The organism is Bradyrhizobium sp. 25ACV, from assembly GCF_054863005.1.
The window spans coordinates 331,793-352,251 of the sequence record NZ_JAVAYO010000007.1; the positions used below are offsets into that span (position 1 = coordinate 331,793).

A 20,459-nucleotide genomic window follows, 5' to 3' on the forward strand; every position below is an offset into this window, starting at 1 on the left:
TGGATTTTCGAATGGAGGCGGTTATGCTCGATCTCGAGCTCCTGCGCAGCTTCGTCTCGGTGGTCGAGGCCGGCGGCTTCACCCGCGCCGGCGAGCGCGTCCATCGCACGCAGTCGACCGTCAGCCAGCAGATCAAGCGGCTGGAGGACGATATCGGCCAGGTGCTCCTGCACCGCGACGGCAAGACCGTTCGCCCGACCGAGGCCGGCGAGCGGCTGCTCTCGTATGCGCGGCGCTTGCTCTCGCTCGCCGAGGAGGCGCGCGACGTGCTGCGCCAGCCGGATGGCGAAGGCGCGATCCGGCTCGGCATCCCCGAGGATTTCGCGGCGTACCGGCTGACCAAATTACTGGGCGCGTTCGCGCGCTCGCATCCGGGCCTGCGGCTCGACGTCCGCGCCGACCAGAGCAAGCACCTGGCGCGCGATCTCGAACGCGGCGAGCTCGACGTTGCGCTATTCAAGCGTGCGGCCGGCGAGAAAGGCGCCATCGCGGTTTGGCCGGAGCGCGTGCACTGGGTCACCAGCAAGGGCCATCCGGTCGATGTTCATGCCGCGTCGGTGCCGCTGATCGGTTTTCCGACCGGCTGCCTCTACCGGGCCGGCGCCATCCACGCGCTGGAAAGCGTCGGCCGTGCCTGGCACATGGCCTATTCCTCGTCGAGCCTGTCAGGCATCCAGGCCGCGGTCGCCGCCGGCATGGGCCTCAGCATCTTGTCGGAGATGTCGATCCAGTCCGACCACCGCGTGCTGACGGCGAAGGAGGGATTTGCGCCGATCAACAAGACCGAGGTCGCGCTGATGGCCTCGCCCGATGCGAGTCCGGCAACGCTGCGGCTTGCGGATCGCCTCGCCGAGTTTTGCGATGCGGTGCAGGCGAAGGCGGCCTAGATTCGCTGGCGTTGTCGCCGCCTCTCAATTCGCCGCGGACATCAGCCTGTCGCCGCACGCATTCGCATAGAACTTGCCGCCGCATTGGCGCTTGATGGCGGCGCAGCGGGCCGCGGGCGAGGCATTCTGCGGGACCGTGAAGCCGCAGCTGAGGCCATCGGCGCTGCGACCGGGCTTGCCGGCGGCAAACGCGGCACTGAGGGTGCCGATGCAGACGACGAGCAGGGCCGCCGCGGCGATCTCGATCAGCAGTCGCGTCAGCAGTCTCATGGGAATGTTCCTCCACACTGATGGCTGAATTGATCCGCAATCTAGCACCGAATCCCGGTTTCTCCGTGCTCGCCCGGGTTCCCAAACGGCCCGTTCCTTGCATAAATTTGCGCCAGCGCAGTGCACGGCCGCTCCAGTGGCAGTTCCGGCGCAGGGGCAAGACGCGTAAGGGTTAGTGGTGTGTTCGACCAGGAAGTGACGGCTTTGCAAGATCAATCGTTCCAACCCAGTTTTCCCGCCCCCGGCCAGCCGATCGACGAGCTCGCGCTGGCTGAGATCAAGGGCGCGATCCTGGCGAAGCTGCGCCTTGCCATCGGCAAGGATGCGGGCATGGCGACCAGGCACGACTGGTACCAGGCCGCGGCGCTGGCGCTGCGCGACCGTGTCGTGCATCGCTGGCTCACGGCCGAGAAGCACAGCTACGATGCGGGCCGCAAGCGCGTCTATTATCTCTCGCTCGAATTCCTGATCGGCCGTCTCTTCACCGATGCGCTCAACAATATGGGCCTGCTCAAGATCTTCGAGGTCGCGCTCGGCGATCTCGGTGTCTCGCTGCCTGAGCTGCGCAAATGCGAGCCGGACGCCGCGCTCGGCAATGGCGGCCTCGGGCGGCTTGCCGCCTGCTTCATGGAGAGCATGGCGACGCTGTCGATCCCCGCGATCGGCTACGGCATCCGCTATGATTACGGCCTGTTCCGCCAGATCATCAATCAGGGCTGGCAGCAGGAATATCCCGACGAGTGGCTGAGCTTCGGCAATCCCTGGGAATTGCAGCGCCCCGAGGTGATCTACGACATCTTTTTCGGCGGCGGCGTCGAGCATGTCGACGACAAGGGCCGCGACCGCGCGATCTGGCATCCGGGCGAGACCGTGCAGGCGATCGCCTATGACACGCCGATTGTCGGCTGGCGGGGCCAGCACGTCAACGCGCTCCGCCTGTGGTCGGCGCGTTCGCCCGATCCACTCAAGCTCGACGCCTTCAACAAGGGCGACTATGTCAGCGCCACCGCCGAGCAGTCGCGCGCGGAAGCGATCTGCAAATTCCTCTATCCGAACGACGAGAGCCCGGCAGGCCGCGAGCTGCGCCTGCGCCAGGAATATTTCTTCGTCTCGGCCTCGCTCCAGGATCTCGTCAAGCGGCACCTTGCGTCCGACGGACAGCTGCGCAGCCTGTCGAGCAAGGTCGCGGTGCAGCTCAACGACACCCATCCGAGCCTTGCCGTCACCGAGCTGATGCGGATCCTCGTCGATTTGCACAATTTCCGCTGGGACGAGGCCTGGAAGATCACGGTCGCCACCCTCTCCTACACCAACCACACGCTGCTGCCCGAGGCGCTGGAGACCTGGCCGGTCGAGCTGTTCGAGCGGCTGCTGCCGCGGCATCTCGAGATCATCTACCGCATCAACGTGCAGCATCTGGCGCTGGCCGAAGCGCGCTGCCCCGGCGACATCGACTTCCGCGCCTCGGTCTCGCTGATCGACGAGAAGAGCGGGCGCCGCGTGCGCATGGGCCAGCTCGCCTTCGTCGGCTCGCACCGCATCAACGGCGTCTCGGGGATGCATTCGGACCTGATGCGCGAGACCGTGTTCCACGACCTCAACCATCTCTATCCCGGCCGCATCACCAACAAGACCAACGGCATCACCTTCCGCCGATGGCTGATGCTGGCGAACCCGAAGCTGACCGATCTGTTGCGCGAGACCTGCGGCGAGGCCGTGCTCGACGATCCGACCCAGCTCTCGCTGATCGAAGCGCGCGCCAGCGACGTCGAATTTCAGAAGAAGTTCCGCAGCGTCAAGCTTCACAACAAGACCGCGCTGGCGCGCCTGATCGGCGAACGGCTCGGCATCAAGGTCGACCCGACCGCGCTGTTCGACGTGCAGATCAAGCGCATCCACGAATACAAGCGCCAGCTGCTCAACGTCATCGAGACCGTCGCGCTGTACCAGGCGATCAAGGACGATCCCACCGGCAATTGGGTGCCGCGGGTGAAGATCTTCGCGGGCAAGGCTGCCGCGAGCTATCGCTACGCAAAACTGATCATCAAGCTGATCAACGACGTCGCGGAGGTCGTGAACAACGATCCCACGATCGGCGGCAAGCTCAAGGTGGTGTTCCTGCCCGATTACAATGTCAGCCTCGCCGAAGTGATCATCCCCGCGGCCGACCTGTCCGAGCAGATCTCGACCGCGGGCATGGAAGCGTCCGGCACCGGCAACATGAAACTGGCGCTCAACGGCGCCATCACCATCGGCACGCTCGACGGCGCCAATATCGAGATCCGCGACCATGTCGGCGCGGAGAACATCGCGATCTTCGGCATGGAGGCCGGCGACGTGATGATCCGGCGCAAGCAGGGGCTGGACGCCTCCGACCTGATCCGCAATTCACCGAAGCTGCAGCGCGCCATCAATGCGATCGGCACCGGCGAGTTCTCGCCGGGCGATCCCGGCCGCTTTGAATCGATCGCGCACGCGCTGCGCCATCTCGACCATTACATGGTCAGCGCCGATTTCGATTCCTATTACGAGGCGCAGCGCAGCGTCGATGCGCGCTGGCTGGTCTCGCCGGCCTGGACGCGTGCCTCCATCCTCAACGTCGCGCGCATGGCGTGGTTCTCCTCCGACCGCACCATCCGCGAATACGCCGAGGAGATCTGGAACGTGCCGGTCAATCCGACCACGCCGCTGCTGCCGAACCTGCGCGACGTCGCGGGCTGATTTTTCCGCGGCGTGGAAGCGTTACCCGACAGGTAATTGCACAGGCAGCTATTGGCTGTGATATGACGACCGTCATTCCGGGGCGGCTCGCAGAGCCGAACCCGGAATCTCGAACTTCCGGGTTCGATGCTCCGGGCCGCGCGACGCGGTCCCGTCGCATCGCCCCGGAATGACAGACGGAAACGAAAATGCACGCCAAGCTTCCCCACCCCTTCGACGACGCCACCCGCGTCACTGCCGGCGACTCGAGCTGGCAGGGGCACACCAGCGACGATTACTGGGCCTTTGTCGGCCCGTTCGGCGGCGCCACAGCCGCGACCATTTTGCGCGCGCTGATCGACCATCCGGAACGCGCCGGCGACCCGCTCGCCCTCACCGTCAATTACTGCGCGCCGATCGCCGAGGGGCCGTTCGATCTCGACGTGCGGCTGGTGAAGGCCAATCGCTCCAGCCAGCATTGGAGCGTCGAGCTCAGCCAGGGCGGCGGCGAGGTCGCAACGCTCGCCACCGCGGTGTTCGCCGAGCGCCGGCCGTCCTGGGAGCACCGGGTGGCGCAATATCCCGACGCAAAGCCGTTCGAGGAAACGCTACCGTTTCCGAAGATCGCGGCGTCCTGGGCGAACCAATACGAGTTTCGCTTCGTCGAGGGCGAGATGCGGATCGGGCCGCAGCAGGCCGAGCCCGCCAGCACCTATTCGAAGATCTGGATCAGCGACCGCACGCCGCGCAAGCTCGACATGCTGTCGCTGATGTCGATGTCGGACGCCTTCTTCGGCCGCATCTTCCACGCAAGGCGCGAGCTGGTGCCATTCGGCACGGTGTCGCTGACGACCTATTTCCACACCGAAAGCGACGAGCTCGCGGCTGAGGACATCACGCGCGTGCTGGCGACGGCCGATTCGAAGATCATGCACAAGAGCTACGCCGACCAGAACGCCGAGCTGTGGTCGCCGAACGGCCGGCTGCTCGCGACCTCGACACAGATCGCGTATTTCAAGGCGTGAGCTCTCTCCACCCCTCGTCCCGTTCTTGCCGGGGTTCCTAACCCGCCATTCGCTGCCTCAGGCTCTGATAAAACGCCGTCTCGAAATTCATGTAACCGATGAACGAATTTGGATCGCCGAACGGAAGAATCTGCGTGGCCCAGAACCCGCCGAACCCGTTCTGCCGGTCGATCCAATAGAACAGATTGGCAAGGCCCGCCCAGCCGAGGGCGCCGGCGGGACGCCCGGTGGGTGCTTCCTGGTCGTTGATCATGAACGAAAGCGCCCAGGACTTTGATTGGCCCGGGAAGAACTCGGCATCATTGCACAGCGCTGGGATGACGCCGGTGATCGGTGTCACCTTCTTGTCTCCGAGATGATTCTTCTCCGCCATGCGCACGGTCTCCGCCTTCAGCACGCGGCCATGCTCGCCGGCACCGTCATTCAACCACATCCGGATGAAACGCATGTAGTCGCCGACCGTGCCGTAGAGGCCGTGGCCACCCATATGCACTTCAGGCTTGGCGGGGAGCTCGAAATCCATCGGCGTCAACGAGCCGTCGGCGCCGCGCGCGTGGATCCCCGCCAGTTTGCTGCGCATGGCGTCGGTCAGCTCGAAGGTCATGCTCTTGATTCCGAGCGGCTCGAAGATGCGCGTCTTGAAAACCTCTCCAAGCCGGCGCCCGGCGATGGCCTCGACGATTTGGCCGCACCAGTCGAGATTGGTGCCGTAGTCCCAACGCTCGCCCGGATCGAACAGCAGCGGCGTCATCAGGCAGGCTTTGGAAGCGGTGATGACGCTGGGCTGGCCCTTCTCCTCGGCCAGGCGGTTATAGGTGTGGTTGATGAAGTCGTAGCTGAGACCGGCGGTGTGCGTCATCAGCATCCGCGTGGTGATGTCCCGCTTGGGCGCCCGCAGCATTGGCTCACCCGCCGCATCAAAGCCCTCGATGACCTGGAGCTTGCCGATGTCCGGAGCGTAGCGCTTGGCCGGTGCGTCGAGATCGAGCTTGCCCTCTTCAACGAGTTGCAGCACGGCCGTGCCGGTGATCGCCTTGGTCGTGGAGAAGATGGCGAAGATGCTGTCGGTCGTCATCTCGGCTGGCTGGTCGACACGCCTCTTCCCCGCAGCACCTTCGTAGATGTTGCGATAACGGTCCGTCACCATCGCGACGACGCCGGGCACGCGCGGCGTGGATGTAACGACACCGTCGAGAACGGCGTCTGCAGCAGCACCGAAATTCGTGCTCATGGTTGTCTCCCGTTTGGATTGAATGAATTCCGTCGACGCAGCGCTTCGCGAGCACTCAATTCATGGTGAAGCCCAGGTAGCCGCTGGCGGCGACCTCGTTGCATTTCTGCCGGTAGGCGCCGACGCCGCCGCAGTAGGACAGAACGCGGCGCGGTTTGCCTTCGACGTTCGAACCCAGGTACCAGGAATTGGTCTTCGCGATCAGCGTCGCATTGGCGATCTCATCGTGATGCGCCACCCATCCGTCTTCGGCATCCCTGGTCGGCTCAACCACCTTCAGGTTCTTCGTACGCACGAACCTGATGCAATCGTCGATCCATTCGACCTGCTGCTGGAGACAGGTGGTCATGTTGCAGAGCGCAGCCGACGGAGCCAGCGGCACCGCAGTCGTGAACAGGTTCGGATAGCCGTGAACCTGAAGGCCCATCGTGGTGCGGATATCCTTGCTCCAATCCTCCTTCAGCGACCGCCCACCACGGCCCCTGATATCGATGCGCGTCAACGCGCCGGTTCCAGCGTCGAATCCAGTCGCCAGAACGATGACGTCGAGCTCGTGGATCGTCCCGTCCGCGGTCTGGATACCCGTGGGTGTCACGCGTTCGATCGGATTGGCCTTGACGCTGACGATCTCGACATTGGGGCGATGGAAGGCCTCAAGGAAGTTCTGCTCCAGTGGCACCCGATGCGTTCCGAAACCGTAGTCGGCCGGAATCAAGGCATCGCACAGCTTTGGATCCTTCAGTCGCTCGCGCATCTTCTCGCGCACGAAGTCGGAGATCTCGGCGTTGACCTCGGCGTCGAAGAACAGCTCGGCAAAGGACGAGATCCACAGCTTCAGGGAGCCGTCGTTCCAGCAATCCTCGATCACCTCCCGGCGCCGCGCCGGCGTCAGGCCGGCCCAGGCATGCTCGAAATCGTATTCGAATCCGGTGAAGGTATGCGGCAGGCGCTCCGTGAGGTGCTGGAATTTCGACTTGTAGGCCTCCGCATCTGCCGCGCTGTACTTGGGATTCTTCATCGGAATCATGTATTGCGGCGTACGAACAAAGACTTTCAGATGACCGACCTCGCCGGCGATCGTCTGGATGACCTGGATGCCGGTTGCGCCGTTGCCGATAACGCCGACGCGCTTGCCGCCGAATTCGACCGGCTCCTTGGGCCAGCGCGCCGTGTGGAACAGCTGCCCCTTGAACGTCTCCTGTCCCGGAAACGATACGTGCGGGGCGGAGAGCATGCCGCAACAGGTGATCAGAAACTGGGTGTCGATCACGTCACCCCTGTCGGTCGTGACCAGCCAGCGCTGTGTGGCTTCGTTGAAATGGGCGCTTTTGACGATCGTCCCGAACTGGATGTCCTTGCGCAGATCGAGGCGGTCGGCGATGTAGTTGAGCCAGCGCTCGATTTCCGGCTGGCCGGGGAATTTCTCGCTCCAGCTCCATCCCTTGTAGAGCTCCTCGGAGAACAGATACTGGTAGATGTGGCTCTCTGAATCGAAGCGGGCGCCGGGATAGCGATTCCAATACCAGGTGCCGCCGACGCCTGCGCCCGCGTCAATCGCCCTGACCTTCAATCCCTGTTCGCGCAAACGATAGAGCTGATAGAGCCCGGCGACGCCGGCGCCAACAACCACCGCGTCGAATTTCGCCGTTACATGCGCGCCATTGCTTCCATTGGGTTTGGTTGCCGTTTCTGCCATTTGTCCCTCCTAGGTCTTCCCAGAGCGCGCGGCCTTTCCCACCCGTCGTGTGATCGGATGGTCGTGCATCGCGTCATTTGTCGGTCCCGCAAGCGCTTGCGGCTTCTCACCGTTCTTCCGCACTTGCCCGGAACGCGAGGGAGGCTATGAGGCGGGCTGCGTTCCCGGCTTGAACAAAACCGACAATCCTTTGAATGAAGCCGGAGGCCGGCGCCGACCTCGCCCGAGCTCGCTTGGCAAATGGCAAATCCGGCCTATGCTGCTGCCTTGCCGATCGGCCAATGAGAACAACAAGCAGTCGACCATGCCAAAACTCCAGGGAGGAGGCTCGCGCGATGGGGCAGTTCATCACGGTCGAGGAGCTGCCACGCTATGCTCCCGGCGAAATGATGTTGGACAGTTCAGCGGTGGGAAAAGCCGATTTTCGGCTGCGCGTGTTCCGCTATGCGCCATCCGATATCTGGGTGCCGCCGTCCGATAACTTTCTGATCGTGATCTATCGCGAAGGCACCACGGCGATGAAACGCCGCGTGACCGGATCCTGGAAGCAGGATCAAGTCGGCCGCGGCGTCACGACGCTGCTGACGCGCGCGGAAGCTTCGAACTGGCGATGGTGCCATGACATCGAAGTCAGTCATCTCTACATCTCGCCTAGTCTCATGGCGAAGACCGCAAGCGAGGCTTTTGACCGGGATACCGAAAGTGTCGAGCTTCATGATCTGCTCAGAATCGAGGATCCGGTTCTGACCTGGATTGCTGACCAGATGGTGCAGGAGGTTTCCGCAGGAGGTCCGGGCGGCCGGCTCTGCTACGATGCCATGGCACTTCAGGCGAGCATTCACATCCTGCGAAAATACGCCTCAGTGCAATTCAAGATGCCCTGTGCGCAAGGGCCCTTCAGGCCGGCGCATGCGCGAATGATCGAGGATTATATCGAGCAGAACATTTCCCGGAACATCACGCTCGACGAACTGGCCAACATCTGCAACTGCACGCCGGTGCAGTTCGCCCGCAAATTCCAGGCACACTATGGCATGCGGCCGCACGCGTACGTCCTCGCCCGCAAGGTGGAGCGCGCCTGCGAACATCTGCGCAAGGACCGCTTGGCGTTGAAGGAGATCGCCCTGTTGAGCGGATTCTCCGACCAGAGCCATCTCAACCGGATCTTTCGCCGGCACATGAGTACGACTCCCGCAGAATATCGCAAGCAATGCACGGGCTAGGCAGCCTGACGATGCTCACGCCGTAAAAGAAAGGGCGGCTGATCCAGCCGCCCTTCCTCGTCAATCACGTCCTGCGAAAACTTACTCAGCCGCGAGCTTCACCTCCGGCGCGGCGGCGCGCACCTCGGCATCCACCTGGGCTTCGAACTTGGCGAAGTTCTTCTGGAACATGCCGACCAGCGCGCGGGCGGTCTTGTCGAACTCGTCCTTGTCCTTCCAGGTGTTGACCGGGTTGAGGATCTCGGCCGGCACGCCGGGCAGCGCGGTCGGGACCGCGAAGCCGAAGTACTTGTCGGTGCGGAATTCGACGTTGCGAAGCGAGCCGTCGAGCGCGGCGGTGAGCAGCGCACGCGTCACCTTGATCGGCATGCGCGAGCCGACACCATACTTGCCGCCGGTCCAGCCCGTATTGACCAGCCAGCAATCGACATTGTGCTGGGCGATGAGGTCGCGCAGCATGTTGCCGTAGACGCTGGGGTCGAGCGGCAGGAAGGGCGAGCCGAAGCAGGTCGAGAATTCCGGCTGCGGCTCGTTGCCGAGACCGCGCTCGGTGCCGGCGACCTTCGCGGTGTAGCCGGACAGGAAGTGATACATCGCCTGCGCCGGCGAGAGCTTGGCGATCGGCGGCAGCACGCCGAAGGCGTCGGCGGCGAGCATCACCACGTTCTTCGGCTGCGGCGCGCGGCCGGTGCGCGAGGCGTTCGGGATGAAGTCGAGCGGATAGGCCGACCGCGTGTTCTCGGTCTTGGAGCCGTCGTCGAAATCCACCACGCGGGTGTCTTCGTCGAGCACGCAGTTCTCGAGCACCGCGCCGAAGCGGGTCGAGGCCGCGAAGATCTCGGGCTCGGCTTCCTGCGACAGCTTGATGCACTTGGCGTAACAGCCGCCTTCGAAGTTGAAGACGCCGTTCGGGCCCCAGCCGTGCTCGTCGTCGCCGATCAGCGTGCGGTTCGGATCGGCCGACAGCGTGGTCTTGCCGGTGCCGGAGAGGCCGAAGAAGATCGCGGCATCGCCCTTGGCGCCGACATTGGCCGAGCAATGCATCGGCATCACGCCGCGGTCGGGCAGGTAATAGTTCAGCGTGGTGAAGACCGACTTCTTCATCTCGCCGGCATAATAAGACCCGCCGATCAGGACGATCTTGCGGGCGAAATCGATCGCGACGACGTTCTCCGACTTGCAGCCGTGACGTTTGGGATCGGCGCGGAAGCTCGGCATGTCGATGATGGTGAGCTCCGGCACGAAGGTCGGCAGCTCGATCGCCTCGGGGCGAATCAGCAGCGTGCGGATGAACAGCGAGTGCCAGGCGAGCTCGGTGAAGACGCGCGTCTTGATCCGGTAGGCCGGATCGGCGCCGCCATAGAGGTCCTGCGCGAACAGGCTCTTGCCTTCGGCGTGCTTGAGGAAGTCCTGATAGAGCGTCTCGAACTGTTCTGCGGTGATCGACTGGTTGCCGGCCCACCACATCTTCTTGTCGGTGGTGGCGTCACGCACCGTGAACTTGTCCTTCGGGCTGCGCCCGGTGAACTCGCCGGTGTCGGCGCAGAGTGCGCCGTCAGCGGACAGCACCGCCTCGCCCGCAGTGAGCGAGTATTGATAGAGTTGCGGCGCACCGAGGTTCCAGTGAACCTGCTTGAGATTCTTTAAACCGAACTTGTCGGCGCCAAAGGCACCGTTGCGCACGCCCGTCTCTTGCACGAAAAAATCCTCCTAGAACCCGCGACATTCAGCGCGACCAGAACTTCAGCACCATCGCGGTCACCGTGATTTATAGGCCAACCGGCCTCGGCTGGGCGACCTAATAATGATGAACGCTGGCGTTGCCAAGCTGATCCCGCAGGATTTGGTTTATTCAAGGACCGCGCCAAACGTCGCGCATGTCAGCTCTGAGCAGCTGCATCAAAAAATCACGAATGATCGCGCAACCAAATGCGGAATTCGGCGTTGATCATGGTTTTTGCGACGCACAATTCCGACTGCCGGCTTATCGTACCTCGCCTTCGCCAATGAGCGCGAACGGTCCCCACATCGCCGGGTAGGCGTTGCGCGGCGACGAGGCGTCGTCGACAAACGTTAACATCGCGCGGCGCAAGGCTTCGGCGCGACCGATTTTCGGTTCGTTCTTGAGCAGCTCGAACGTCGATGTGGTGAGGCGGGTGGCGGCTTCCGAATCCACGGCCCAATGCGAGACCAGCAGCGCGCGGGCACCGGCATAGAAGAAGGAGCGCGCCAATCCCGACAGCGCTTCGGCGCCGGGCTTGTCGCCGGCGATGGTGTTGCAGGCGGACAGCACCACCCAATCGGCGTTGAGCTTGAGCTGGGCCACTTCGCTCGCGGTCAGAAGGCCGTCGTCGAGCTCCGACGGCTGATCGGGAATGGACAATGCAAGCGAGGGCTCGCCCAGTCCCTTGACGTCGCCGGCAACGAGGCCGTGGGTGGCAAAATAGATGATGCCGTATTGAGCAAGCGCTGCACGCTTCAGCGTCGTTTCGCTGGCATCGCGTCCGAGATGGATGTCGGCATCAGTGGCACCGACATCTCTCGCCACGGCCTTCAGCTCATCGGCGGTATCGGGCAGTTGCGGCAGCGCCTGCGCAAGCCGCGCGCGGTCGACCCCGGCGCCGCGCCAGAAATCGGTATAGGCAATCGTCGCAATGCTGCGCGCCGCGACCTTGCCGCCTGCGGCGCGACGGTCGGCGGGCCCTTCGGCCGCGGGGTTGAAAACGGGATCGCCGAAGCCGGTCATCGGCTTTGCGCCCTGATCCCTGCGCGCGAAGGCACGCAGCGATTTCAGGCTGATCACCGACGGCAGCACCGAGACGGCCTGACGCCGCAGCAGCCAGGCGGCGTCGCGATAACCTTCGAGCCTGTCCGGGATCGCAGCCTGCGGCTTCTCCGTCACCAGCAGATGGAACGGCAATGCGGTCAGCGCCGCCGATGGCACGACCAGCAGATTGCGCTTGTCCTTCGTCAACGCCTCGACCGGGCCGAGCAGCGCGACATAGAGCTCGTTCGCGAGCGCAAGATCGAACAGCCCCGATTTGCCGGAGGCATCGCGCGCCTTGCCGACATCCAGCCCTTTGCGGAAGGCAGTGACCTTCTGGGTCATTGCATCCGCGCCGAGCGGAATCTCCTTCCAGTCGGCACCATCGCGCGTGATCGCGACGACATAGCTCTGCTTCTCACCGACGGAATAGATCACCATCGCCTCATCGGCTGACAGCAGCGGCTGGATGTCCTTCACCGCCAGCGGCAGCGGGTTGGAGAGCGAGGCGTAATCGGGAAATTCAACGGCGAGCGTCTTCTGCAAGCCAGCACGCTCGTTTCCGATCGCCGCGATCCGTGCGCGGCTGCGCTGCTCACCCGCGGCGTCGCGTTGCCCGGCCTGCTTGGACACCGCCGCGATGATCGCCTTGTCGAGCGCCTCGGCTTCGGCTCCGAGATCCTGGTCTCTGCGCACGAGCTCGGCGAGCCGGTCGGTCCCGGCGGCGAGCCGCACCGCGAGCTTGTTCACGGCCGATGCGGCCGAGGATTGCGTGCCGCGCTGGATCGCGGCCAGCGCCTTGTCGAGCGCCTTGTCGTCGGGCAGCAGATGCTGCTGCCGCGCGGAGAACAGGATCGGCAGCACGATGCGCAACTGCGCGCGGCCGCTGGCAAGCGTCTTGTCCGCGAGCGGCAGCGCATCGGCGGTGCGCCCGGAAACGTAGAGGAAATAAGCGAGATTGCCGGTCGAGGTCAGGGTGTCCGGATGGTCCGCCCCAAGCGCGCGTTCGCGGATCGCAAGCGCACGGCGATACAGCGGCTCGGCATCGGCATAGCGCTGCTGATGCTCGTAGAGGCCGGCGAGATTGTTCAGCGAGCGGGCGACGTCGGGATGATCGGACCCCAGCACCTTTTCGCGGATCGCGAGCGAGCGCTTGATCGGCGCCTCGGCGTCGGCATCGCGGTTGAGGTCGCGATAGACCTGGCCGATGTTGTTCAGGACGGTCGCGACCGCGGAATGCTCGGGTCCGGCGGCCTTCTGGTAAATCACGAGCGCCCGCTGGAACAGCGGCTCGGCGTCGGCCGGGCGCTGCTGCTTGGCGTAGAGCGTGGCAATATTGTTGAGGGACTGACCGACGTCGGGATGCTCGCGCGGCAGCGCCTTCTCACGCACGGCCAGTGCACGTCTGAACAACGGCTCGGCCTCTGCGAAGCGACCCTGCCGCTGATAGAGCGCGGCCAGATTGGTCAGCTCGGCCGCAACCAGTGCGTTGTCGAGGCCGAGCGACTTTTCCATGAGCGCGATCGCGCGCTTGTAGAGCGGCTCAGCCAGATCGTCTCGCCCCTGACCGGCATGGACCCTGCCGAGATTGTTCAACGCGCCGGAGAGATCGCGGCCGTTGTCCTTCTCGAGGCTAGCGACCATCGCCTGCGCGAGCGGCAGCGCCTCCGAATATTTTCCGGCACCGATGAGCGCGTTGAGCCGCGCGCTCTCCGCGGCAAGACCCTTCTGCGCAAGGCTGGGTGTAACAAGCGATGCGGTGATCGCGAGCGCCAGCCCTGCGATCAGCGTCAAACGACGGCGTGTCATGAACCCTCTCGCGGCCGACCTCGAACCATTACGGTGTTGGGTCGCCGCGGCGGGGAACAGCGTTCAAAGGCTCGCGCTTCAGTCCACCTTCGTGCGCGCTTCGCCAGCGAGGCGGACCAGCATCTTGCGCAGCGAGGTGCCGTCCGTCACCCGCTCCGGGAAGTCGAGCCGCAGCGCGGTCTGGCCCTCCTGCATGTCGAGACCTTCCGGATCGCAGCCGGTGCAGCGCCAGTCCCCCGCGGCAGCGCCAAGGAGCTTTGTCGCATAGAGGCCCATGGCGTCGCGATGATCGGCATTCATATGTGCGACCGCCCCCTCCTCCGCCGCCAGCAGATCCTCGGCGCCGGAGAGGTCCGTGAGGAACTGGGCGGGCTTGAGGTCGACGATACGGCCGAAGCCGGCGACCAGATGAGTTCCCGTGGGGCGGATCCGGAAGAAATTGAAATCCTTAAAGGAAACAAAGCCTTCCGCCGACGGATGCGCATTGAGATACCGTCGCTGGAGCAAATCCTTCTCGGCATCAGCCTGCTCCGCCCGGCCGGACAGCATGATCCGGGCGCCTTCCAGCGGATCGCCCGCCGCGCGCTCGTCCAGCATCAGCGAGACCCTGCTGTCGGCGAGAAGGTTCCTTGTATGCACGGCGAGGCCCGAGATCAGCAGGATGGGGGAACCGTCGGGATGGCTGGCCAGATTGACCAGGGAACAATAGGGGTCGCCGCTGCCGGCCATGAGGGTGGCCAGCGCCCCCTGCCGCGATCGCCGCAGCAGGGATTTGGCGAGCTTTGCGGGGTCGAAATCAGGGGTCGGTTGCATCGGCTTTCTCGGCTCAGGTGGTTGCAAGGGGGGCCATTTTTCGGGTAAACGGGGCCTGGTTATGGGTCGACATGCGGCGAATCTGCCGTGTTTCGTGGAACTTGGTCACACTTCAGCCCAGCTTGCATTGCTCGGTGACAAGGTTCGAACGCCGACATCGGCACCCATGTATGCGGCGCATCAGTGGATTGCTCGCCGTTTCAAGCCACGACCCAAACGGAAAGCAGAAAGCAGAGGCTCATGCCCACAATCGCTTTGGTCGACGACGACCGCAACATTCTCACATCCGTCTCGATCGCGCTGGAAGCCGAAGGCTATCGCATCATGACCTACACCGACGGCGCTTCCGCGCTTGACGGTTTCCGCACCACCCAGCCCGATCTAGCCATCCTCGACATCAAGATGCCGCGCATGGACGGCATGGAGACGCTGCGCCGGCTCAGGCAGAAGTCCGACCTGCCGGTGATCTTCCTGACCTCCAAGGACGAGGAGATCGACGAGCTGTTCGGCCTCAAGATGGGCGCCGACGATTTCATCCGCAAACCGTTCTCGCAGCGCCTCCTGGTCGAGCGCGTCAAGGCGGTGCTGCGCCGCTCGGCGCCGAAGGACCCGACCGTCGCGCCGAAGGAGAACGACGCCAAGGCGCTCGACCGCGGCCTTTTGCGTATGGACCCGGAACGGCATACCTGCACCTGGAAGAACGAGCCGGTGACGCTGACCGTCACCGAATTCCTGATCCTGCAGGCGCTCGCGACCCGGCCCGGCGTGGTGAAGAGCCGCAATGCGCTGATGGACGCCGCCTATGACGACCAGGTCTATGTCGACGACCGCACCATCGACAGCCACATCAAGCGGCTGCGCAAGAAGTTCAAGGTGGTCGACAACGAGTTTGAGATGATCGAGACGCTCTACGGCGTCGGCTACCGCTTCAAGGAAGCCTGAGGCGCGGGGCGCCTTTCACGAGAGACAGAGAGCATCGCCGGTTCTCGTTCCATCGGGACCGGGATGGCTCTAGGATGCGGGGACCATTGCCACGAGCTGTCCTAACGCGGGCGTAAGCATTGCTGGACCGAACGCAGCCTGACGAGAACCAGAGCGCCGGGGAGATCACATCCGACGGCGTTCCGGAGCAATTTGCCGAAGACAAGCCCCAGGGCTTCCGGCCGCTGAACTGGCTCAAGCGCGCCGGGCAATTCTTCTTCGCGCTGTCCTTCTCCAGCCTGACCCGCCGCATCGTCTCCCTCAATCTCGCCGGCCTCGTCGCGCTGGTGGCGAGCATCCTGTATCTGTCGCAATTCCGCGCCGGCCTGATCGACGCGCGGGCGCAGAGCCTCCTGGTGCAGGCCGAGATCATCGCCGGCGCGATCGCGGCCTCCGCCACGGTGCAGACCAACGCCATCACCATCGATCCCGACCGGCTGCTCGACCTCAAGCCGGGCGAGACCTATGGCGGCTCGGACGAGTACTCGCCGCTGGACTTCCCGATCAATCCGGAGCGCGTGGCGCCGGTGCTGCGCACGCTGATCTCGCCGACCAAGACGCGCGCCCGCATCTACGATCCGAACGGCAGCCTGCTGCTGGACAGCCGCAACCTCGAAAACGTGCTGCGCCTCGACCTGCCGCCGCCGGCCGAGAAGCCCGGCTTCGTCGAGCGCGGCATGGTCGCGGTGCGCACCTGGCTGAACCGCGGCGACCTGCCGCTCTATCGCGAGCTCGGTCCCGAGAACGGCAACGGCTATGCCGAGGTGGGCGATGCGCTCCAGGGCCAGAAGCGCTCGATGGTGCGGGTCAATGCCCGCGGCGAGGTGATCGTCTCGGTTGCGGTCCCCGTGCTGCGCTCGCGCGCGATCCACGGCGCGCTGATGCTGTCGACGCAAGGTGACGACATCGACCAGATGGTCACCGCCGAACGCCTCGCCATCCTGAAAGTCGGCGGCGTCGCGGCCGCCGTCATGATCATGCTGTCGCTGCTGCTCGCGAGCACGATCGCCGGGCCCGTGCGCCGGCTTGCCGACAGCGCCGAGCGCGTCCGCCGCCGCATCAAGGCCCGCATCGAGATCCCCGATTTCACCCGCCGCCGCGACGAGATCGGCCATCTCTCCGGCGCCCTGCGCGACATGACGAGCGCGCTCTACAGCCGCATCGAGGCGATCGAGATGTTCGCCGCCGACGTCGCCCACGAATTGAAGAACCCGCTGACCTCGCTGCGCTCGGCGGTCGAGACGCTGCCGCTGGCGCGCAACGAGAACAGCCGCGCACGTCTGCTCGAGGTGATCGAGCACGACGTCAAGCGGCTCGACCGTCTGATCTCCGACATCTCCGACGCCAGCCGCCTCGATGCCGAATTGCAGCGCCAGGATGCGATCCCGGTCGATTTGCGCCGCCTGCTGACGACGCTGGTGTCCGTCGCCAACGAGACCAAGCTTGGGCACGACGTCGCGGTCGAGACGCGCTTCGAGGGCCGCAGCCCGACCGACACTTTCGCCGTGAGCGGCCACGATTCACGGCTCGGGCAAGTGGTCTCCAACCTGCTCTCCAACGCGCAGTCGTTCTCCGAGCCCGGCAGCAAGGTGCGCCTCACCTGCCGCCGCGCGCGCGGGGAGATCGAGATCGTGGTCGACGATGACGGCCCCGGCATTCGCGACGACGCGCTGGAACGCATCTTCGAGCGCTTCTACACCGACCGTCCGCATCAGGGTTTTGGCCAGAACTCCGGCCTCGGCCTGTCGATCTCCAAGCAGATCATCGACGCCCATGGCGGGCGCATCTGGGCCGAGAACCGCGCAGGCCCGCCGGATGACGAGGGCGTGCCGACGGTCGCAGGCGCGCGCTTCGTGGTGAGGTTGCCGGCGCTATGAACGACGGCGGGCCCAGCGTTCACGCCTCCGCAGTCAAGGTCGGACAACGGGCGGTGCTGATCCGCGGTCCCTCGGGCTCGGGCAAGTCGCGCCTTGCCTTTGATTTGATCATTGCCGGACGCTCGGGCGTGATCGAAAGGGCCGTTCTGGTCGGGGATGACCGTGTCCATCTGGCGACACTCGGCGATGAAATTGAAGTCCGCCCCGCGCCGGTCTTGGCTGGCCTGATCGAGATCCGGGGCCTCGGGATCCGCCACTGCGACTTCGTGGAGCATGCGACCGTCGGTCTCGTGGTCGATCTGGATGCCGCGGACGCCGAGCGCCTGCCTGCGGCGGATTCGCTGAAAACCATCATTTCCGGTGTCGAAATACCGCGAATCCCTGTTGGCCGCGAATATTCACCCCTCCCATTGGTTGTCGCGGCCTTGACCACTACCAAGAGTTCATCTTCGGTTAACCCCTCAGGCGATTGTTTGAAGGGAAATGGTAACCATATGAACCCCACTATCGCGACCGAATAGACCGGCGCAGCTCCCCTCATCCATCCGTCTAGATTCAGGGAGATACGCAACATCCCCTCTTGCGCAGGGGCTCTGGATGGTCAAAGTGGCGCGTTCGTGCGGTGCACCAAAAGCGCCCGCGAGGAGTTTTCCGATGATTGGTCTAGTACTTGTGACCCACGGGCGCCTTGCCGACGAATTCAAGGCAGCGCTTGAACATGTCATGGGCCCACAAAAGCAAATCGAAGCGATCACGATCGGTGCCGAAGATGATTCCGATCTCTGCCGAAGTGACATCATCGAGGCGGTTAACCGCGTCGATTCCGGCGACGGCGTTGCGATCCTCACCGACATGTTCGGCGGCACGCCGTCGAACCTTGCAATATCCTGCATGAGCCGGCCCAAGGTCGAAGTGCTCGCGGGCATCAACCTGCCCATGCTGGTCAAGCTCGCCAAGGTGCGCGAGGAGCGTCCGCTGCCCGACGCGATCGCGATGGCCCAGGAAGCAGGCCGCAAATACGTCACCATCGCCAGCCGCGTGCTCGCCGGCAAATGAGCGACGAGGCGCCACAAGCGGGGACAGGCGTGCCCGCTGGCGCGATCTCCAAGGACCTCCTGATCATCAACAAGCGCGGCCTGCATGCGCGGGCCTCCGCGAAATTCGTCCAGGCTGTCGAGCGCTTCGACGCGCAGGTGTGGGTGACGCGCGGCGGCGAGACGGTCGGCGGCACCTCGATCATGGGCCTGATGATGCTCGCCGCGGGACCGGGCACGACGATCACCGTCGCCGCCGCCGGCACCGACGCGGAAGCCGCGCTCGCGGCGATCACCGAACTCGTTGAAAGCAAGTTCAACGAGGAAGGTATCTGAGCCGCGCGCTCGGTTGCCGTAGGGTGGGCAAAGCGAAGCGTGCCCACGACTTTTCTGCGATTGGCGCGAGATGGTGGTGGGCACGGCGCTCCGCGCCTTTACCCACCCTACGACACCGAGACCGCCGCAATCACTTCGCCGGCGGCGCGATGTAGACGTTCCAGCTCATCGCCGGGCCGGCCTTGCCGCGGGTGAAGCGGCGCGTGGTCATCATCACGCGCTCGGCGTTCGGCGCGACCTCCGAAACCCACTTCTCGAACTTGGGCAGGCGTTCGTCGGTCGCATCGACCACACCGATGAAGCCGTATCGCTTGACGTCGTCGAGTGAGGTCAGCCCGGACGCCCAGGCTTCGTTCGGCGTGAACGGGCTGGGGTGATCGGGGCTGTAGAACACCATCGGCTGGATCGTCTCCATCGACCCCGCAACGACCGCCCAGCGCGAGGCGAAGCGCGCGTGCCATGCCTGGGTCAGCTCGCGCGCGAGCTCGGAGCGCGCGCCATAGGTCGCCGTGTTGCCGGCATTCGCCGTCATCTCGCGCGCGGCGATCCAGGGCGAGGCGGCGAGCGTGGCAACGCTGAGCACGAGCCAGATCGCAGCGATGTTGAACAGGCTCGCGCTCTGCACCCGCAGCGTGGGAATCGCGACCAGCGCGAGCGGCACCAGGAAGAACAGCGAGATGCCCCAATCGGTCTTCAGGTAGACGCCGAAGACCAGCGCGCCGAGCGGCGGGCCGAATGCGACGATGATCTGGATCATCCACACGTTCAGCGCCTGCGGGACATTGACGCCCGGATTGGCGCCCCGCGCCCAGGCGCGCGTAACGATGCGCAAGGGCGCGCGCAGCAGCAATGTGAACCACGGCGGCACCAGCGCGATCGCGAGCCCGGCGAGCGCCACCGGCAATGCCAGCAGTCCGAGATTATGCAGCATGTAGCCGGTGACGAGCTGATGCACCTGGCCGCTGTCTGCGAGGCTGTAGGTGTCGCCGGCATAGGTCAGCGGCACGAAATGCGCCTCGGCCAGCCAGACCACGTGCGGGATCATTGCCACGACCATCGTCGCGATCGCGACCCACGGCGCCGGCGATACCAAAAATCTCATCCGCTCCGGATGGATCAGCGCGGCAAGCCCGATGGCGCCGATCATGGTCAGCACCCAATATTTGGTCATTAGCGCCAGCGCGCCGGCAAGGCCGAGCAGGACGCCGGACTGCCAGCTCCGCTTCTCGAACGCGTTGAGATAGGCGAGCACGAGCAGCGGCAGGGTGACGAGCTGGAGCAGGTCCGGATTGTACTTGAACCCCTTGAAATTGAAGATCGGGTAGAGCGCGACCATCACCACGACCAGGAACGCGCGCCGCGCATCCACCACGCGCAAGGCAACCAGCCAGCAGATCACCATGCCGGCGCTGACCGTCGCCATCGCCAGCGCATAGGTCGCCCAGTCCGCCGCCGGGAACAGCTTGAACCAGAGCCCGGCGACCCAGCCCGACAGCGGCGGATGCTTGCCATAGCCCCACAGGAATTTCTGGCCCCAGCCATAGGCTTCTGCGACGTCCATGTGAACGTCCTGCGCAGCCTTCAGATTGACCAGGATGAAGGTCCAGAGCACCGCATGGAGGATGGCGAGCTGGATCACCAGCCACAATCTCGCCTCGGGACGGACCGCGCAGGCAACCAGCCAGGCCCGGAAGCGGCCAAAGCTCAGGCGGGCCTTCGCGCGCACTCGGGGGGTGGGAAGAGACGTGGTCGACATGGGCGCTTGCCTAGCGCGTTTTGGCCCATCGTGGAATCAGCTTGGCGTGAACAAAGG

The 20,459-nt window shown here is 64.5% G+C and carries 16 protein-coding genes; 9 read left to right on the forward strand and 7 right to left on the reverse strand.

The features are described 5' to 3' along the window. Positions 1-23: 23 nt before the first annotated feature. A complete protein-coding gene (locus tag RAD04_RS19010; RefSeq protein WP_461625031.1) occupies positions 24-887 on the forward strand; it encodes a LysR family transcriptional regulator in 864 nt (287 codons plus the stop codon). Positions 888-911: 24 nt separating this feature from the next. Here RAD04_RS19010 and RAD04_RS19015 read toward each other — a convergent pair whose 3' ends face one another. Continuing rightward, positions 912-1,157: a hypothetical protein gene (locus tag RAD04_RS19015; protein WP_177237082.1), complete on the reverse strand. Its 246-nt coding sequence runs from the start codon at positions 1,155-1,157 to the stop codon at positions 912-914. A gap of 204 nt (positions 1,158-1,361) precedes the next feature. On the opposite strand from RAD04_RS19015, the gene RAD04_RS19020 reads away from it, so the two are divergent. Continuing rightward, positions 1,362-3,878 (forward strand): glycogen/starch/alpha-glucan phosphorylase, encoded by a 2,517-nt coding sequence (locus RAD04_RS19020; RefSeq protein WP_461624961.1) that lies wholly within the window; start codon positions 1,362-1,364, stop codon positions 3,876-3,878. 188 nt (positions 3,879-4,066) lie between these two features. Beyond that, positions 4,067-4,882, forward strand: a complete 816-nt coding sequence (locus tag RAD04_RS19025; RefSeq protein ID WP_461624962.1) for an acyl-CoA thioesterase — start codon at positions 4,067-4,069, stop codon at positions 4,880-4,882. A gap of 37 nt (positions 4,883-4,919) precedes the next feature. Here the strand turns inward: RAD04_RS19025 and acmB are convergent, their stop codons facing one another. Together acmB and RAD04_RS19035 are read right to left on the reverse strand one after the other, a co-directional pair. Beyond that, the gene (acmB, locus tag RAD04_RS19030; protein ID WP_461624963.1) at positions 4,920-6,113 is read right to left on the reverse strand and encodes a methyl acetate hydrolase AcmB; all 1,194 of its coding nucleotides are present in this window, start codon (positions 6,111-6,113) and stop codon (positions 4,920-4,922) included. 55 nt (positions 6,114-6,168) lie between these two features. Then, a complete protein-coding gene (locus RAD04_RS19035; protein ID WP_461624964.1) occupies positions 6,169-7,809 on the reverse strand; it encodes a flavin-containing monooxygenase in 1,641 nt (546 codons plus the stop codon). Between the two features lie 194 nt (positions 7,810-8,003). Between RAD04_RS19035 and RAD04_RS19040 the strand changes: the two genes are divergently transcribed. Continuing rightward, positions 8,004-9,032 carry a helix-turn-helix domain-containing protein gene (locus tag RAD04_RS19040; RefSeq protein WP_461624965.1) on the forward strand — a complete coding sequence of 343 codons (1,029 nt, stop codon included), beginning with the start codon at positions 8,004-8,006 and terminating at the stop codon, positions 9,030-9,032. 81 nt (positions 9,033-9,113) lie between these two features. Here the strand turns inward: RAD04_RS19040 and RAD04_RS19045 are convergent, their stop codons facing one another. The 3 genes from RAD04_RS19045 to RAD04_RS19055 form a co-directional block, all read right to left on the reverse strand. Then, entirely contained in the window at positions 9,114-10,730 is a 1,617-nt protein-coding gene (locus tag RAD04_RS19045) for a phosphoenolpyruvate carboxykinase (protein ID WP_461624966.1), read from the reverse strand. A gap of 286 nt (positions 10,731-11,016) precedes the next feature. Then, entirely contained in the window at positions 11,017-13,605 is a 2,589-nt protein-coding gene (locus tag RAD04_RS19050) for a CHAT domain-containing tetratricopeptide repeat protein (RefSeq protein ID WP_461624967.1), read from the reverse strand. 78 nt (positions 13,606-13,683) lie between these two features. Beyond that, positions 13,684-14,418, reverse strand: coding sequence for a HugZ family pyridoxamine 5'-phosphate oxidase (locus tag RAD04_RS19055; RefSeq protein WP_461624968.1), 735 nt, complete (start codon positions 14,416-14,418; stop codon positions 13,684-13,686). Between the two features lie 240 nt (positions 14,419-14,658). On the opposite strand from RAD04_RS19055, the gene RAD04_RS19060 reads away from it, so the two are divergent. The 5 genes from RAD04_RS19060 (at position 14,659) to RAD04_RS19080 (ending at position 18,646) form a co-directional block, all read left to right on the forward strand. Then, positions 14,659-15,360, forward strand: a complete 702-nt coding sequence (locus RAD04_RS19060) for a response regulator transcription factor (RefSeq protein WP_008542552.1) — start codon at positions 14,659-14,661, stop codon at positions 15,358-15,360. A gap of 119 nt (positions 15,361-15,479) precedes the next feature. After that, positions 15,480-17,276 (forward strand): sensor histidine kinase, encoded by a 1,797-nt coding sequence (locus tag RAD04_RS19065; RefSeq protein ID WP_201760035.1) that lies wholly within the window; start codon positions 15,480-15,482, stop codon positions 17,274-17,276. Next, the gene (locus tag RAD04_RS19070) at positions 17,273-17,797 is read left to right on the forward strand and encodes an HPr kinase/phosphorylase (protein ID WP_461624969.1); all 525 of its coding nucleotides are present in this window, start codon (positions 17,273-17,275) and stop codon (positions 17,795-17,797) included. The genes RAD04_RS19065 and RAD04_RS19070 overlap by 4 nt, the downstream gene beginning before the upstream one ends. A 133-nt stretch (positions 17,798-17,930) precedes the next feature. Further along, positions 17,931-18,332: a PTS sugar transporter subunit IIA gene (locus RAD04_RS19075; RefSeq protein ID WP_007597752.1), complete on the forward strand. Its 402-nt coding sequence runs from the start codon at positions 17,931-17,933 to the stop codon at positions 18,330-18,332. Continuing rightward, positions 18,329-18,646 (forward strand): HPr family phosphocarrier protein, encoded by a 318-nt coding sequence (locus RAD04_RS19080; protein ID WP_018316388.1) that lies wholly within the window; start codon positions 18,329-18,331, stop codon positions 18,644-18,646. Before RAD04_RS19075 ends, RAD04_RS19080 begins: the two co-directional genes overlap by 4 nt. A 130-nt stretch (positions 18,647-18,776) precedes the next feature. On the opposite strand, the gene RAD04_RS19085 is transcribed toward RAD04_RS19080, so the two are convergent. Further along, a complete protein-coding gene (locus RAD04_RS19085; protein ID WP_461624970.1) occupies positions 18,777-20,402 on the reverse strand; it encodes a glycosyltransferase family 39 protein in 1,626 nt (541 codons plus the stop codon). Between the last annotated feature and the right edge of the window lie 57 nt (positions 20,403-20,459).

Excerpts from the sequence above, each read along its gene's own strand:
- RAD04_RS19010 (WP_461625031.1), top strand. The coding sequence starts at position 24 with ATGCTCGATCTCGAGCTCCTGCGCAGCTTCGTCTCGGTGGTCGAGGCC.
- RAD04_RS19015 (WP_177237082.1), bottom strand. The coding sequence starts at position 1,157 with ATGAGACTGCTGACGCGACTGCTGATCGAGATCGCCGCGGCGGCCCTG.
- RAD04_RS19025 (WP_461624962.1), top strand. The coding sequence starts at position 4,067 with ATGCACGCCAAGCTTCCCCACCCCTTCGACGACGCCACCCGCGTCACT.
- acmB (WP_461624963.1), bottom strand. The coding sequence starts at position 6,113 with ATGAGCACGAATTTCGGTGCTGCTGCAGACGCCGTTCTCGACGGTGTC.
- RAD04_RS19035 (WP_461624964.1), bottom strand. The coding sequence starts at position 7,809 with ATGGCAGAAACGGCAACCAAACCCAATGGAAGCAATGGCGCGCATGTA.
- RAD04_RS19040 (WP_461624965.1), top strand. The coding sequence starts at position 8,004 with ATGAAGCCGGAGGCCGGCGCCGACCTCGCCCGAGCTCGCTTGGCAAAT.
- RAD04_RS19050 (WP_461624967.1), bottom strand. The coding sequence starts at position 13,605 with ATGACACGCCGTCGTTTGACGCTGATCGCAGGGCTGGCGCTCGCGATC.
- RAD04_RS19055 (WP_461624968.1), bottom strand. The coding sequence starts at position 14,418 with ATGCAACCGACCCCTGATTTCGACCCCGCAAAGCTCGCCAAATCCCTG.
- RAD04_RS19060 (WP_008542552.1), top strand. The coding sequence starts at position 14,659 with ATGCCCACAATCGCTTTGGTCGACGACGACCGCAACATTCTCACATCC.
- RAD04_RS19070 (WP_461624969.1), top strand. The coding sequence starts at position 17,273 with ATGAACGACGGCGGGCCCAGCGTTCACGCCTCCGCAGTCAAGGTCGGA.
- RAD04_RS19075 (WP_007597752.1), top strand. The coding sequence starts at position 17,931 with ATGATTGGTCTAGTACTTGTGACCCACGGGCGCCTTGCCGACGAATTC.
- RAD04_RS19080 (WP_018316388.1), top strand. The coding sequence starts at position 18,329 with ATGAGCGACGAGGCGCCACAAGCGGGGACAGGCGTGCCCGCTGGCGCG.
- RAD04_RS19085 (WP_461624970.1), bottom strand. The coding sequence starts at position 20,402 with ATGTCGACCACGTCTCTTCCCACCCCCCGAGTGCGCGCGAAGGCCCGC.